This window comes from Aeromicrobium sp. Root472D3, from assembly GCF_001426485.1.
Classification (GTDB): domain Bacteria; phylum Actinomycetota; class Actinomycetes; order Propionibacteriales; family Nocardioidaceae; genus Aeromicrobium.
This window is the reverse complement of record NZ_LMET01000001.1, coordinates 148,300-163,572: the sequence shown is the minus strand read 5'-3', so window position 1 is coordinate 163,572 and position 15,273 is coordinate 148,300. Positions and strand designations below refer to the sequence as shown.

The window sequence follows — 15,273 nt, the reverse complement described above, 5'->3', positions numbered from 1 at the left end:
CCCCGACACGGATCAACTGGAATACTGGCGGGGCCGCCCCCTCTACCCACTGGAGTTCGCATGCCCGTCGCCACACCCGAGGTCTACGCCGAGATGCTCGACAAGGCCAAGCGCGAGTCGTACGCCTACCCGGCGATCAACGTCTCGTCGTCGCAGACCATCAACGCCGCCCTCGCCGGGTTCGCCGAGGCCGAGAGCGACGGCATCATCCAGGTCTCGACGGGTGGCGCCGACTACTTCTCGGGCCCGACCGTCAAGAACATGGTCTCCGGCTCGCTCGCGTTCGCGGCGTTCGCCCAGGAGGTCGCCAAGAAGTACCCGGTCAACGTCGCGCTGCACACCGACCACTGCCCCAAGGACAAGCTGGACGACTTCGTGCGTCCGCTGATCGCCGCCTCCCAGGAGCGGGTCGACGCCGGCGGACTGCCCTACTTCCAGTCGCACATGTGGGACGGCTCGGCCGTGCCGCTCGACGAGAACCTGCAGATCGCGCAGGAGCTGCTGGCCGCCGCCGCTGCCGCCCGCATCATCCTCGAGGTCGAGATCGGCATCGTCGGCGGCGAGGAGGACGGCGTCGAGGGTGGCATGGGCGAGCACCTCTACACGACGCCCGAGGACGCGCTGGCCACGGCCGAGGCGCTGGGCCTCGGCGAGAAGGGCCGCTACCTGACGGCGCTGACGTTCGGCAACGTCCACGGCGTGTACAAGCCCGGCAACGTGACGCTGAAGCCCGAGATCCTGAAGGCCGCGCAGGAGGCCGTCGCCGGCAAGTACGGCAAGGAGTCGCCCTTCGACCTGGTGTTCCACGGCGGCTCGGGCTCGCTGCCCGAGGAGATCTCGGCGGCCGTCGACTACGGCGTCGTCAAGATGAACGTCGACACCGACACGCAGTACGCGTTCACGCGTCCGATCGCGGGCTGGATGCTGAGCAACTACGACGGCGTCCTGAAGGTCGACGGCGAGGTCGGCAACAAGAAGCAGTACGACCCTCGCGCGTGGGGCAAGGCCGCCGAGGCCGGCATGTCCGCCCGCGTGGCCGAGGCGTGCACGGCCCTGCGGAGCGCCGGCACCTCGCTCTGACCCCCGGGTCGCCGATTCCCAGGTTCACCCCGGAAGTTCTCGGGGTGAACCTGGGGATCTGGGCGGGCCTGACAGGATGAGGGCATGACGAACCTGTTCGGCGAACCGCCCGCCACGCTCCTGCCCGAAGATCCCGGCGCTGCCGAGCTCGCCGCCGGCGACAGCCCGCAGACCGTCGCGTCGCTGCACCCCGACTCGGCGCTCGCCTGGGTCACGCTGGCCGAGCTCGCGCTCGCCGAGGGCCGCGACCTCGAGGGCTACGCCTTCGTGCGCACGGGCTACCACCGCTCGCTCGACCTGCTGCGCCGCAACGGCTGGAAGGGCCACGGTCCGCTGCCGTGGGAGCACGAGCCCAACCGCGCGTTCCTGCGCTCGCTCGCCGCACTGGCGGACGCGTCCGAGCGCCTCGGCGACGAGGGCGAGGCGCACCGCTGCCGCGAGTTCCTGCACGAGTCGAGCCCCGAGGCCTACGCCGAGCTCGTCACCCGCACCGCCTGAGACCGTCCGACCGCGGCAGACCGCGTCCGCCCGGGGGAGCCTTCCCCCGGGCGGACGCGGTTCACCACGGGACCGTGGTGAACCGCGGAGGGTGGGGCGTCAGGGGACGTACATCGTCAGGACGCCCGGCTCGATGCGCCACGCGTGGCGCGTGGACGCCTCGGTGAGCTCGCCGTCGCTGGTGCACCGCAGCGCGTCGCCCTGCACCTCGATCGTGCTGCCGCGCAGGTAGACGACGTCGTCGCGGCGGTGGTGCTCGCCGCGGCGGACGCTGAACGCGTACGCGATGCGTCGTCGCGGCGACTCGGTGTACGACACCGACACGTCGATCAGCCCGTCGGACGGATCGGCGCGCGGCAGCAGGGGGGCGCCGCCGCCGACGTACCGGCCGTTGCCGATCGCGACCTGGATGACGGGCTCCTTGCGGGTCAGGGTCTGGCCGTCGACCGTGACGCGCAGGCGCGCGCCGGGCGTCGTGAGGCCCTTCAGCCCCGTGATGGCCGCGCCGACGGCGTAGCCGACCGGGCCGAGCGCCTTCTTGTAGGGCTTGGCCGCCGCGGCCGCCTCCGCACCGATGCCGATGTGCGCCGCGTTGACGACGACGTCGTCGTCACCGTCGATCACGAGGTCGATGGCCTTGGTGGTGCCCCTGACGACCACCCGCGCCGCGGCGGCGGGCTCCTCGGGCAGGCCGAGCGTCGCGGCGAAGTCGTTGCCGGTGCCGAGCGGCACCAGCCCGACCGTCAGGTCGGCGAGGCGGCCGGCGTCGCGGATCGCCTGGACGACGGCGTGCAGGCTGCCGTCGCCGCCGAGCACGACGACGCCGTCGAGCGCCGGCCGGCTCGCGAGCGCCTCGGCGAGGTCGTCGGGGCTGGACGTCCGCACGAGCTCGACGTCGACGTCCCCCGAGAGGGCCGCGACCACCTCGTCGACCGCGGCGTCGTCGGAGCTGCCGGCGTCGGCGTTGGCGATGGCGAGGAGAGAGGGCACCCCCGCACCCTACGGGGCCGTGCCAGGCGCCGCAGGTGCGTCGAGCCGGGGCTCGCCCAGCTTGACCCCGACGACACCGAGCAGGATCAGCGCCCCGCCGAGCAGCTGGACGGCCCGGGGCGTCTCGGCGAGCAGCAGCCACGCGAACGCCACGCCGAACACGGCCTCGGCCAGCCCGACGAACGAGCCGAGGCGCGAGCCCAGCCGGCGGCTGCCCTCGATGCTGAGGACGTAGGCGAGCCCGGCCGTCACGGCGCCGAGGACGAGCATGGGCCCCCACCACGGCCACATCGAGCCGGCGAGCTCGACGTCGGCGGTCGAGGCGGCCAGCGGGATGATGCCGACGATCCCGCCGAGCAGCAGCGCGAGCCCGCCGAACGTCAGGCCGCCGGCGGCCAGGGCGATGCCGGGCAGGCCGTTGTCCTCGTCGGCCGACATGACCCAGTAGACCGCGGCGCAGACCATGGCCGCGAAGGCCCACGCCAGCCCGACGAGGTCGATCGCGGCGCCCGACGTCAGGTCGAGCACCAGGAACAGCCCCGCGATCGCGAGCACCGCGCCGATCGCCGTGAGACGCGACGGACGCTGGTGGTGGCGCCACCACATCCACGCCAGCACCGCGACGGGGCACGTGAACTCGATCAGCAGCGCGACGCCGACCTGCAGGTGGTCGACCGCGTTGAAGTAGGCGAGCTGCACGCCCGCCACGGCGACCAGGCCGTAGGCGGCGACGAGCCAGAGGTTGGCGCGCAGCAGGTGCCAGCGACCCCGCAGGGCGACGGCGGCCGGTGCCGCGAGGATCGCCGCGGCGAGCAGCACCCGGACGGTGACGGCGGACCCGGGCGACCATCCGGCCGCGATGAGCCCCTTGGCCATCGGGCCCGACATCGCGAACGACGCCGCGCCGGCCACCGCGAAGGCGATCCCGGACGAGGTGCGGGACGAGCCGGCGAGCTCGATGTCATGGGTCACGGCTGTCATGGCATGTGACACTAAGGCGTTGCCTGTAAGGTGTCAACATGGTCTTCGCCCATGACACCGAAGCGGCCCTCGTGGCGGCCGTCGCGCTCGCGAACTCGGCCGAGGAGCCCGACACCCTCGTCTCGACCGAGCAGGTCGCGGAGTTCATCGCCGAGCAGGGCTACACCGGACGCTTCGACGGCGACCGGGCCGAGCTCGACGAGCTGCGCGAGCTGCGACCCGTGCTGCGGCGCCTGCTCACGAGCGACCGCGACGACGCCGTCGGCCTCGTCAACGAGCTGCTGCGCGAGGCCGGCGCGCTGCCGCAGCTCGTGCGCCACGGCGCCATGGACTGGCACCTGCACGCCGTCGAGGACGAGCGCCCCTTCGCGACCCGCATCGTCGTCGAGACCGCGATGGCGATGATCGACGTCATCCGCGCCGACGAGATGTCGCGGCTCGGCGTCTGTGCCGACGACGACTGCGGCGGGCTGGTGCTCGACCTGTCGCGCAACCGGTCCCGGCGCTTCTGCAGCACCGCGTGCGGCAACCGCGCCGCCGTCGCCGCGTACCGGGCGCGGCAGTCCGGCTAGCCCCGCGCGACGCCGATCTCCGCTAGGGTGAACCGGTAAGAGCCCCGCGAGAACGGGGCTTGTCGCATGTGTGAGGGTGGTGCATCCCATGCCCGCAGTCGTCATCGTCGGAGCCCAGTGGGGCGACGAAGGCAAGGGCAAGGCCACGGACATCCTGGGTAGTCGCGTCGACTACGTGGTGAAGTTCAACGGTGGCAACAACGCGGGCCACACGGTGGTGATCGGCGACCAGAAGTACGCCCTCCACCTGCTGCCCAGCGGCATCCTGAGCCCCGGGTGCGTCCCGGTCATCGGCAACGGCGTCGTGGTCGACCTGAAGGTGCTGTTCGAGGAGATCGACGGCCTCGAGGAGCGCGGCATCGACACGTCCAAGCTCGTCATCAGCGCCAACGCGCACGTCATCGCCGACTACAACCGGACGATGGACAAGGTCGCCGAGCGCTTCCTGGGCAGCCGCAAGATCGGCACGACCGGGCGCGGCATCGGCCCGACCTACGCCGACAAGATGAACCGCCTCGGCATCCGGGTGCAGGACCTGTTCGACGAGAAGATCCTGCGCCAGAAGGTCGAGGGCGCGCTCGAGCTCAAGAACCAGATCCTGAGCAAGATCTACAACCGCCGCTCGGTCGAGGTCGACGAGGTCGTCGAGGAGCTGCTGACGTACGTCGACCGCCTCCGTCCGATGGTCGCCGACACGCCGCTGCTCCTGCACGACGCGCTGCGCGACGGCAAGACCGTGCTGCTCGAGGCCGGTCAGGCCACGCTGCTCGACGTCGACCACGGCACCTACCCGTTCGTCACGTCGTCCTCGGCGACGACGGGTGGCGCGTGCACCGGCTCGGGCATCGCTCCCACCGAGATCACCCGGGTCATCGGCATCGTCAAGGCGTACGCGACCCGTGTCGGCGAGGGCCCCTTCCCGACCGAGCTGTTCGACGACGACGGCGAGCGCCTGCGCGCCAACGGTGCCGAGTTCGGCACCACGACCGGGCGCCCCCGCCGCTGCGGCTGGTACGACGCGCCGATCGCGCGCTACGCCGCCCGCATCAACGGCGTCACCGACTTCGTCCTGACCAAGCTCGACGTCCTGACCGGATGGGACGAGATCCCCGTGTGCGTCGCGTACGACGTCGACGGCGAGCGGGTCGACGAGATGCCGATGACGCAGACGGGCTTCCACCACGCCAAGCCGATCTACGAGATGTTCCCCGGCTGGCACGAGGACATCTCCGGTGCGCGCACGTTCGACGACCTGCCGCAGGCGGCCCAGGACTACGTGCTGGCGCTCGAGAAGATCTCGGGTGCGCGCATCTCGACGATCGGCGTCGGCCCCGACCGCGAGCAGTCGATCGTCCGCCACGACCTGCTCTGACGGTCCGGACGTCGGAGGCGATTGGGCCTGCTGGGGCGGGTGTGATCCACTGGGGTCAGCCTGTCTCGCGATCGAGCCGAGGTGGGTGCGCCGATCACCGGCAATCCTCCGGGGGGTCCGGGGGGATCGATTGCAAGGGATTCTCATGACTCAACTCATCACCACGCGCCGCGCAGGGGCGGGCGTCGCCATCGGCGCCCTCGTCACCTCGGCACTGCTCTTCACCCCGTCCGCCCAGGCGGCCGACGCGATCGCCGACGTCCGCGAGTCGCAGATCGCCAAGAACGGCACCACGACGTTCGGCTGGTACCAGGCCGACGCCGCCGGGACCAACCAGATCACCAACGACGGCCTCGAGCTCGCGGGCACGTCGCGCGTCCTGAACGGCTACCCGGCCGGGTCGACGGTCAAGCTGGCCGCCCTCTCGACCGCGCAGGTCGAGCGCGCGTCCGGCACCGCGGCGTCGTTCGTGCTGCTGCTGTCGGACGACGCGATCGCCGGCGGGCCCGCGACGCTGCGCCCCTCGGCGACCGCCGGCGAGTTCACCACCGACACGGCGATCGGCGACATCCCCGCCGGCGACTCGGCGACGATCGACGAGATCGGCGCGCAGGTCAAGGACGACTACACCGTGAACGGCTTCGGCGTCGACGCATCGGGTGGCACGAGCACCGTCAAGAGCATCGCTTTCGACGGCACGACCTACCTGTTCAAGAACACCGCCCCCAGCGCCCCGAGCTCGACGGTCTCGACGCGCATCGAGACCCCGCTGACGGTCACGTTGGCCTCGTCCGACGTCGACGGCAACGAGCTGACGTACTCCGTCGGCGGCCCGGTGGGCGGAACCGTCTCGGCGACCGGCACGACCGCGACCTTCACGCCCGCCCGCGGGTTCAAGGGCAACGGGGCCTTCACCTACACCGTGACGGACGGCCGCGGCGGCTCGTCGACGGGCACCGTGACGGTCAAGGTCGAGAAGTTCAAGGGCAAGGCGACGATCTACCGGATCCACCCGAGCCGCCCGTCCGTGCGCAGCACGGTCTCGGTCTACGCGGTCGTCCAGGTCGACGGCCGTCCCGCGGCCCAGGGCACGACGGTCCACGGCTACGCCAAGGGCAAGAAGGTCGTGACGGGCAAGGTCAACAGCACGGGCAAGGTCAAGCTGCGCCTGCCGAACAAGCTGCCGGCCGGCAAGGCGACGCTGAAGGTCGTCCAGTCCGGCTCGTCGAAGATCAACGGCGGCAGCTCCTCCGTCGCGGTCCGCGTCCGCAAGTAGTCGACGCCGCGCGACACGAGGGCCCCACCCGGTTCGGGTGGGGCCCTTCGCGCGTGGTGCGACCGGGACGCGCGTCCAACTTTTTTGGAGACAGACCGTCCATTCACGTCACACTGTCTTGAATCTGTGATCACATGGGAGAGCCAGATCACTGGCCGACAGCGGACGAAGCAGTCCGTCGCACCTACAGCAAGGAACTCCCATGACCCGTACCGCCACCCGCCGCTCCGGCGCCGTCGCCGGCATCGGCGCGCTCGTCGCCTCGGCCCTCGTCCTCGCGCCCGCCGCGCAGGCCGCCACGACCGTCAACGTCACCAACGCCGAGGTCAAGCCCACCGCGGCCGTCTACACCGCCTGGCACCAGGGATACGACAACAACCCGACCGGAGCCAAGGTCACCGTGAAGGGCCTCGAGCTCTCGAACGGCCCCTCGCAGGTCATCAAGGGGTACGCCGACAACGACGCGACGATCGCGCCCAACGCGGCGAACCGCAACTTCGACCTGGCGTCGAAGATCACCGCCGCCGACTTCACGACGACCGTCGGCACGGCCAACCTGCAGGTGCCGCTGCGCAGCACCGCGATCGCGGGCAACCAGTTCGCCACGATCCGCAGCCTCGACGACGACGGCAGCCGCATCAAGCTGACCGACGAGTGGGCGTCCAGCAAGGCGATCGGCAGCATCCCGGCCAACCAGCCGACCCCGCTGCGCGACATCATCGCCGCGCTCGGACCGGACTACAAGGTCATCGGCTTCGGCGTCCAGTCCGACAAGCCCGCCACCGTCACCGACATCACGTGGGACGGCACGACCTACACGTTCAAGGAGCCCGTCGTCCAGCTGGTCTCGGCCGCGAAGTTCTACAAGTTCTCGCCCAAGTCGGGCAAGATCACGACCAAGAACACGGTCAACGTCTACGTCCAGGTCACGGTGGACGGCAAGCAGGCCCCGCGCGGCCTCAAGGTCGACGGCTACGCCAAGGGCAAGAAGGTCGCCTCCGGCACCGTCAACAGCATCGGCAAGATCAAGCTGAGCCTCGGCAAGCTGCCCAAGGGCAAGTCGACGCTGAAGGTCACGGTCGTCGGCACCGACACGATCAAGCCCGTCAGCATCTCGCGCGCGGTGACGGTCAAGAAGTAGCACCCACCACCCGCTGAGGGGCCCCGACCACGAGGTCGGGGCCCCTCGTCGCGTCCGGGGGCCCCGCCCGTCCCACTAGAGTGGCGTCCCGTGAAGACCCTCGTCATCGGCACCGGCGGCCGCGAGCACGCCCTGGCCCTCGCCCTGTCCCGCGACCCGCAGGTCACCGAGGTGCACGCCGCGCCCGGCAACCCCGGCATCGCCGACGTGGCCACGCTGCACCCCGTCGACCCCCTCGACGGGGACGCCGTCGCGGCCCTCGCGACCTCGTTGCAGGTCGACCTCGTCGTGGTCGGGCCCGAGGCGCCGCTCGTCGCGGGCGTCGCCGACGCCGTCCGGGCCGCCGGCATCGCGTGCTTCGGCCCGTCCAAGGAGGCCGCGCAGATCGAGGGGTCGAAGGCGTTCGCCAAGCAGGTCATGGCCGCCGCCGAGGTGCCCACCGCGCTGGCCCACGTGTGCGAGACGCCCCAGCAGGTCGTCGACGCGCTCGACGCCTTCGGCCCGCCCTACGTCGTCAAGGACGATGCGCTGGCAGCCGGCAAGGGCGTCGTCGTGACCGACGACCGCCAGGCCGCGATCGACCACGCGGCGGGCTGTGACCGCGTCGTGATCGAGGAGTTCCTCGACGGACCCGAGGTGTCGCTGTTCGCGATCACCGACGGCGAGACCGTGCTGCCTCTGCAGCCCGCCCAGGACTTCAAGCGCGCCCTCGACGGCGACGACGGACCCAACACCGGCGGCATGGGCGCCTACACGCCGCTGCCGTGGGCGCCGGACGACCTCGTGGCCGAGGTGTCCCGCCGCGTGCTGGTGCCGACGGTCGAGGAGATGGCACGCCGCGGAACGCCCTTCCAAGGACTGCTCTACGCGGGCCTGGCGCTGACGAGCCGGGGCGTGCGGGTCATCGAGTTCAACGCCCGCTTCGGCGACCCCGAGACGCAGTCGATCCTGTCGATGCTGCGCACGCCGCTGTCGGCGCTGCTGCACGGCGCCGCGACCGGCACCCTGGGCGAGGTCGGCCTCCCGCAGTGGGACCGGGCGTCGTCCGTGACGGTCGTCGTCGCGTCGGAGGGCTATCCCGAGTCGCCCGTCACGGGGGACGAGATCACGGGGGTCGACGCCGCGAACGCGCTCGACGGCGTCGACGTCATCCACGCCGGGACCGCGGTCGTCGACGGACGGCTCGTGACGGCGGGCGGACGCGTGCTGTCGGTGACGGCGGTCGGCGCCGACCTCGCCGAGGCCCGCGAGCGCGCGTACGCCGGGGTCGACCGCATCGCGATCCGCGGCGGGCACCACCGCACCGACATCGCCCGCACCGCGGCGGAGGACGCCGCGGGGGCCTAGCCGAGCTGGGTCTTCTGCACCTTGCCCATCGCGTTGCGGGGCAGGCTGTCGACGAAGACGACCTGCCGGGGCCGCTTGTGCCACGACAGCTGCGAGGCGACGAGGTCGATCAGCTCGGCCTCCAGGCCGGCGCGAGCCGACCCGGCGGTGACGACGAAGGCCGCGACGCGCTGCCCGAGGTCGTCGTCGGGCAGGCCCACGACGGCGACCTCCTCGACCGCGGGGTGGTCGAGGAGCGCCGCCTCGATCTCGCCCGTGCCGATCCGGTAGCCGCCCGACTTCACCAGGTCCGTCGACGCGCGTCCGACCAGGCGGTGGAAGCCGTGCGCGTCGCGCGTCGCGAGGTCGCCGGTGACGAACCAGCCGTCGTCGGTCCACGTCTCGGCGGTCGCCTCCGGCCGCCCCAGGTAGCCGTCGAAGAGCATCGGGCCGCGCACCTCGAGCCGGCCGATGCTCTCGCCGTCGGCGGCGACCTGCTCGCCCGTCTCCTCGGCCAGGACGCGGGTCTCGGCGCCCAGCACCGGCGTGCCGACCCAGCCGGGACGTCGCTCGCCGTCGACCCGGGTGCTGAGGGTGATCATGGTCTCGGTCATGCCGTAGCGCTCGATCGGCGCGTGCCCCGTGAGCGCGGCGAGGCCCTCGAACACCGAGACGACCAGGGGTGCGCTGCCCGAGACGAGCAGGCGGGCGCCGGCCAGGGCGCGAGCCGACGCCTCGTCTTTGACGACGCGCGACCACACCGTCGGCACCGCGAAGTACATCGACCCCTTCGCGGCGGCGTACCGCTCGGGCCGGGGCGTCACGGTGTGCACGAGCCGCGAGCCGACGCGCAGGCTGCCCAGCACCCCGAGGATCAGCCCGTGCGTGTGGAACAGGGGCAGACCGTGCACCAGGACGTCGTCGGGCGTCCACGCCCAGGCGTCGGCCAGGGCGTCGAGTCCTGCGGCGAGCGCGCCGTGGCTCATCTCGACGCCCTTGGGCGATCCCGTCGTGCCGGAGGTGTAGACGATCATCGCCGTCCCCTCGGTCAGGGACGCCGGCGACGGAACCGCGCGCCGCGTCGTCCCGTCCCCCACGTCGAGCCGCGGCAGGTCGACGGACGGCCTGGCCCCGCCGACCCAGGTCGTGGCGGCCGAGTCGCGGAGCACGTGCGCCAGCTCGGCCGGACCGGAGTCGGGCGGCACCGGCACGACCGGGACGCCGGCCAGCAGGCACCCGACGACGGCGACCACGGTGTCGAGGGACGCCGTCGCGTCGACCGCCACCGGGCCGTCGTCCGGCAGGGAGGCGGCGAACCGCGTCGCGGCGGCCAGCAGGTCGGCCCGCGACAGCGAGGCGTCGCCGACGGTCACGGCGTCCTCGAGGTCGGCGGGGCCGTGGAGGGAGGTCAGCAGCACGGGACGCCCTTTCGTCTCGGCGGGTCGACGGCGGTCCGTCGTCGTGGTCGAGACGATAGCCGCGCCGACCGAGGGGCATGGACGAACCCGCTGCGGCCGCAGGGACAATGGTGCCGTGACCACACCCAACGTCCTCGCCAGTCGCTACGCCTCGCCCGAGATCGCCCGCATCTGGTCGCCCGAGCACAAGATCGTGCTCGAGCGCCGCCTGTGGATCGCCGTCCTGAGGGCGCAGAAGGACCTCGGCGTCGAGACGCCCGACGGCGTCATCGAGGCGTACGAGGCCGTCGTCGACCAGGTCGACCTCGCCTCGATCGCCGAGCGCGAGAAGGTCACGCGCCACGACGTCAAGGCGCGCATCGAGGAGTTCGCGGCGCTGGCCGGCACCGAGCACATCCACAAGGGCATGACGTCACGCGACCTGACCGAGAACGTCGAGCAGCTGCAGATCAAGGCCTCCCTCGAGGTCATGCGCGACCGCGCCGTCGCGACGCTCGCGCGGCTCGGCCGCCTCGCGACCGAGCACGCCGAGCTCGTCATGGCGGGCCGTAGCCACAACGTCGCCGCGCAGGCGACGACGCTGGGCAAGCGCTTCGCGACCGTGGCCGACGAGCTGCTGTACGCCGTCTCGCGACTCGACGACCTGGTCGCCCGCTACCCGCTGCGCGGCATCAAGGGCCCCGTCGGCACGGCGCAGGACCAGCTCGACCTGCTCGGCGGCGACGAGGCCAAGCTCGTCGACCTCGAGCAGCGCGTCGCGCGTCACCTCGGCTTCGACACGGTGCTGACGAGCGTCGGCCAGGTCTACCCGCGCTCGCTCGACTACGACGTCGTGACGGCGCTGGCGCAGCTGTCGGCCGCGCCGTCGAACCTCGCCACGACGATCCGGCTGATGGCCGGCAACGAGATCGTCACCGAGGGCTTCAAGGCCGGCCAGGTCGGCTCGAGCGCGATGCCGCACAAGATGAACACCCGCTCGTGCGAGCGCGTCAACGGCCTGGCCGTGATCCTGCGCGGCTACGTGTCGATGGTCGGCGAGCTGGCGGGCGACCAGTGGAACGAGGGCGACGTGTCGTGCTCGGTGGTGCGCCGCGTCGCGCTGCCCGACGCGTTCTACGCCGCCGACGGCCTGTTCGAGACGTTCCTGACGGTCCTCGACGAGTTCGGCACGTTCCCGGCCGTCATCCAGCGCGAGCTCGACCGCTACCTGCCGTTCCTGTCGACGACCAAGGTGCTGATGGCCGCCGTCCGCCAGGGACGCGGCCGCGAGTCGGCGTACGACGCCGTCAAGCAGCACGCCGTCGCGGTCGCGCTCGAGATGCGCGAGCAGGGCGCCGCCGAGAACGACCTGTTCGCGCGGCTCGCCGCCGACGAGCGGCTCGGTCTGTCGGAGGCCGATCTCGCGAGCCTCGTGGCCTCGCCGATCGAGTTCACGGGGGCCGCGGTCAGCCAGGTGCGCTCCGTCGTGGCCCGCGTCGAGCAGCTCGTCGCCGAGCGCCCCGAGGCCGCCGCCTACACGCCGGGCTCGATCCTCTAGTCCGGTCTTGCCCGGGCGCCCGCCGTCCTGCGGCCACGCCCGGGCGCGCCTACGCTCGTGACGTGTCGGTCTCCCTGTTCCCGTTCGGCCTGCTGCTCGTGGGCGGCTGGCTCGTCTGGTGGGGGCTGCGGCGGCGGCGGACGCTGGGCCGCGTGCCGACCGACTGGCGGCGGGTGCCGGGCACCGTGATCGACGTCGGCGACGGCGTCAAGGTCCCGCCGCGCATCGAGTACCGCATCCCCGACGGGCGCCGCCTGAGGGTGCCGGGGCCGCTGGCCACGCCGTTCGCGGTCGGCGACGAGGTGTCGGTGCTGCTCGACCCGGCCGACCCCCGTCGGGCACGGCTCGACGTGACCGAGCAGGAGGCCGTCCGGCTCGTGCGGATCCTGCTCGCGACGGGCGGGGTCCTGGTCGTCGCGGGCGCCGTCATCGGGATCGTCCTGCTCTAGGCTGTCGGCGTGCCACTCGACATCCCTGGAGCCACCCACCTGCACTCGGGCAAGGTCCGCGACCTCTACGAGGTCGCCGACGGCCGTCTGCTGATGGTCGCGTCCGACCGCATCTCGGCCTTCGACCACGCGCTCGAGCCCGGCATCCCCGACAAGGGCGAGATCCTGACCCGCATGTCGCTGTGGTGGTTCGACCAGCTGGCCGACCTCGTCCCGAACCACGTCGTCTCGACCGACGTCCCCGAGGTCGTGCGCGGACGTGCGCTGGTCGTCGAGAAGCTCGACATGTTCCCGGTCGAGTGCGTCGTGCGCGGGTACCTGACCGGCTCCGGCCTGCTCGACTACCAGGCGACCGGAGAGGTCTGCGGCGTGCCGCTGCCCGCCGGGCTGGTCGACGGCGACCGCCTCCCCGAGCCGATCTTCACGCCCGCCACGAAGGCCGACCTCGGCGAGCACGACGAGAACGTCTCGTTCGAGCAGGTCGTCGACACGATCGGGGCGGAGTCGGCGACGGCGCTGCGCGACCTGACGCTGCAGGTCTACGCCCGTGCCGAGCAGGTCGCGCGCGAGCGCGGCATCATCCTGGCCGACACCAAGCTCGAGTTCGGCACGCGCGCCGACGGCACGATCGTGCTGGGCGACGAGGTGCTGACCCCCGACTCGTCCCGCTTCTGGCCCGCCGACGACTGGGAGCCGGGACGCGCGCAGGCGTCGTTCGACAAGCAGATCGTCCGCAACTGGCTGCTGTCGCCCGAGAGCGGGTGGGACCGCGCGGGCGACGCCGCGCCCCCGACGCTGCCCGCCGAGATCGTCGAGCGCACCCGCGACCGGTACGTGCAGGCCTTCGAGACGCTGTCCGGCGAGACGTTCTGACCGACCGCCGGGCTGACGTACTCGCCGGTAGGTAGGCTGCAGAGACCGTCGTCACACCTGAGGAGTCGAAGTGGCCAATCTTGCCGCCCTGCTGGAGAACTCGGTCGAGAAGTACGCCGACCGCACCGCGATCGTCTTCGGCGACACGCGCCTGACCTACGCGCAGGTCGACGCCGCCGCGAACCAGGTGGCCAACCTGCTGGTCGAGCGCGGCATCGAGCCGGGCGACAAGGTGGCCCTGTCGTGCCCGAACCTGCCGTACTTCACGATCGTCTACTACGGCATCCTGAAGGCCGGCGGCACCGTCGTGCCCCTCAACGTCCTGCTCCGTCCGCGCGAGGTGGCGTACCACCTGGCCGACTCCGACGCGAAGGCCTACTTCGCGTTCGAGGGCACCCCCGACCTGCCGATCGGCGAGAACGCGTGGGAGGGCTTCGAGGCCACCGACACGTGCACCGAGTTCTTTCTGATCCGCATGGACGCCAAGTGGCCCGAGCCGATCTCGCCGCCCGAGTACTTCGCCCCGCTCGTGGCCGAGCAGCCCGCGACGTTCGAGACCGTCGAGCGCGACGACGACGACACCGCCGTCATCCTCTACACCTCCGGCACCACGGGACAGCCCAAGGGCGCCGAGCTGCGCCACCGCAACATGCGCGACAACGCGCTGGCCGGCACCGACCTGTTCGGCGCCGACGAGAGCAACCCCGACACGTACCTGTGCGTGCTGCCGCTGTTCCACTCGTTCGGCCAGACCTGCATCCAGAACGGCGCCTTCGCGTTCGGCGGCACGATCGTGATGCTGCCGCGCTTCGAGGCCAAGGCCGCGCTCGACCTCATGATCAGCAACGAGGTGACGTACTTCGCGGGCGTCCCGACGATGTACTGGGGCCTGCTGGGCGCCCTCGACGACACGATCGACGTGTCGGCGATCGCGGCGAAGCTGAGGGTCGCGGCGGCCGGCGGCTCGGCACTGCCGGGCGAGATCCACAAGAACTTCAAGGAGCGCTTCGGCGTCACGATCCTCGAGGGCTACGGACTGTCCGAGACGTCGCCGGTCGCGTCGTTCTCGGTGTACGGCGAGGAGCCGCGGGTCGGCTCGATCGGCAAGCCGATCCCGGGCGTCGAGATGAAGCTCATCAACGACGACTGGTCGGACGTCGAGCCCGGTCCCGACGCGGTCGGCGAGATCGCCATCAAGGGGCACAACGTCATGAAGGGCTACTACGACCGCCCCGAGGCGACGGCCGAGGCGATCCGCGACGGCTGGTTCCGCTCGGGCGACCTGGCCAAGAAGGACGACGACGGCTTCTACTTCATCGTCGACCGCTCCAAGGACATGATCATCCGCGGCGGCTACAACGTGTACCCGCGCGAGATCGAGGAGGTCATGATGAGCCACCCGGCGGTCTCGCTCGTCGCGGTCATCGGCGTGCCGAACGAGCAGCACGGCGAGGAGATCAAGGCCGTCGTGGTCAAGAACAAGGACCACGACGACGTCACCGAGGCCGATCTCGTGGCCTGGGGCAAGGAGCAGTTCGCGGCCTACAAGTACCCGCGGGCCGTCCAGTTCCTCGACGAGCTGCCCATGACGTCCACCGGCAAGATCCTGAAGCGCGAGCTCTCGTAGGCCGAAGGCCACGAGAGCTGCTGAGGAGCGACCTGGTGCCCCTCGACGAGCGTGCGAGACGTGGGCGGATCCGCCGACGGCAGCCTCGTCGAGGGGCGGCAAGTCTCTCGTCAGCGTTCGGGAACGCTGTCGT

Annotated in this window: 14 protein-coding genes; 11 read left to right on the top strand and 3 right to left on the bottom strand. The window is 71.6% G+C overall.

Annotated features, from left to right (window positions below):
* Positions 1-60: 60 nt before the first annotated feature.
* Both fbaA and ASD10_RS00830 read left to right on the top strand, forming a co-directional pair.
* Positions 61-1,080: a class II fructose-bisphosphate aldolase gene (gene fbaA, locus ASD10_RS00835; protein WP_056603271.1), complete on the top strand. Its 1,020-nt coding sequence runs from the start codon at positions 61-63 to the stop codon at positions 1,078-1,080.
* 84 nt (positions 1,081-1,164) lie between these two features.
* On the top strand, positions 1,165-1,578 hold the full coding sequence (locus ASD10_RS00830; RefSeq protein ID WP_056603268.1) for a DUF3151 domain-containing protein: 414 nt from the start codon (positions 1,165-1,167) through the stop codon (positions 1,576-1,578).
* A 99-nt stretch (positions 1,579-1,677) separates the two neighbouring features.
* Here the strand turns inward: ASD10_RS00830 and ASD10_RS00825 are convergent, their stop codons facing one another.
* Both ASD10_RS00825 and ASD10_RS00820 read right to left on the bottom strand, forming a co-directional pair.
* Entirely contained in the window at positions 1,678-2,568 is an 891-nt protein-coding gene (locus ASD10_RS00825) for a diacylglycerol kinase family protein (protein ID WP_056603264.1), read from the bottom strand.
* 9 nt (positions 2,569-2,577) lie between these two features.
* On the bottom strand, positions 2,578-3,549 hold the full coding sequence (locus ASD10_RS00820) for a DMT family transporter (protein WP_056603260.1): 972 nt from the start codon (positions 3,547-3,549) through the stop codon (positions 2,578-2,580).
* Between the two features lie 38 nt (positions 3,550-3,587).
* On the opposite strand from ASD10_RS00820, the gene ASD10_RS00815 reads away from it, so the two are divergent.
* From ASD10_RS00815 to purD, 5 genes are all read left to right on the top strand, one after another.
* Positions 3,588-4,121, top strand: a complete 534-nt coding sequence (locus tag ASD10_RS00815; RefSeq protein ID WP_056603257.1) for a CGNR zinc finger domain-containing protein — start codon at positions 3,588-3,590, stop codon at positions 4,119-4,121.
* Positions 4,122-4,209: 88 nt separating this feature from the next.
* A complete protein-coding gene (locus tag ASD10_RS00810; protein WP_056603254.1) occupies positions 4,210-5,493 on the top strand; it encodes an adenylosuccinate synthase in 1,284 nt (427 codons plus the stop codon).
* 145 nt (positions 5,494-5,638) lie between these two features.
* A complete protein-coding gene (locus tag ASD10_RS00805; RefSeq protein WP_056603251.1) occupies positions 5,639-6,769 on the top strand; it encodes an Ig-like domain-containing protein in 1,131 nt (376 codons plus the stop codon).
* Positions 6,770-6,971: 202 nt separating this feature from the next.
* Positions 6,972-7,910 (top strand): hypothetical protein, encoded by a 939-nt coding sequence (locus tag ASD10_RS00800; RefSeq protein WP_056603248.1) that lies wholly within the window; start codon positions 6,972-6,974, stop codon positions 7,908-7,910.
* Positions 7,911-8,000: 90 nt separating this feature from the next.
* Entirely contained in the window at positions 8,001-9,257 is a 1,257-nt protein-coding gene (gene purD, locus ASD10_RS00795; RefSeq protein ID WP_056603244.1) for a phosphoribosylamine--glycine ligase, read from the top strand.
* Here purD and ASD10_RS00790 read toward each other — a convergent pair.
* Positions 9,254-10,654 carry an acyl-CoA synthetase gene (locus tag ASD10_RS00790; RefSeq protein WP_056603241.1) on the bottom strand — a complete coding sequence of 467 codons (1,401 nt, stop codon included), beginning with the start codon at positions 10,652-10,654 and terminating at the stop codon, positions 9,254-9,256. The two genes, purD and ASD10_RS00790, sit on opposite strands and share 4 nt — an antisense overlap.
* 115 nt (positions 10,655-10,769) lie before the next feature.
* On the opposite strand from ASD10_RS00790, the gene purB reads away from it, so the two are divergent.
* The 4 genes from purB to ASD10_RS00770 all read left to right on the top strand — a co-directional run bounded on the left by purB (position 10,770) and on the right by ASD10_RS00770 (position 15,140).
* Positions 10,770-12,191, top strand: a complete 1,422-nt coding sequence (gene purB, locus ASD10_RS00785; RefSeq protein ID WP_056603237.1) for an adenylosuccinate lyase — start codon at positions 10,770-10,772, stop codon at positions 12,189-12,191.
* 62 nt (positions 12,192-12,253) lie between these two features.
* Positions 12,254-12,640 (top strand): DUF3592 domain-containing protein, encoded by a 387-nt coding sequence (locus ASD10_RS00780; RefSeq protein WP_056603234.1) that lies wholly within the window; start codon positions 12,254-12,256, stop codon positions 12,638-12,640.
* Positions 12,641-12,649: 9 nt separating this feature from the next.
* Positions 12,650-13,513 carry a phosphoribosylaminoimidazolesuccinocarboxamide synthase gene (locus tag ASD10_RS00775; protein ID WP_056603231.1) on the top strand — a complete coding sequence of 288 codons (864 nt, stop codon included), beginning with the start codon at positions 12,650-12,652 and terminating at the stop codon, positions 13,511-13,513.
* A 70-nt stretch (positions 13,514-13,583) separates the two neighbouring features.
* A complete protein-coding gene (locus ASD10_RS00770; protein ID WP_056603228.1) occupies positions 13,584-15,140 on the top strand; it encodes a long-chain fatty acid--CoA ligase in 1,557 nt (518 codons plus the stop codon).
* Positions 15,141-15,273 lie beyond the last annotated feature (133 nt).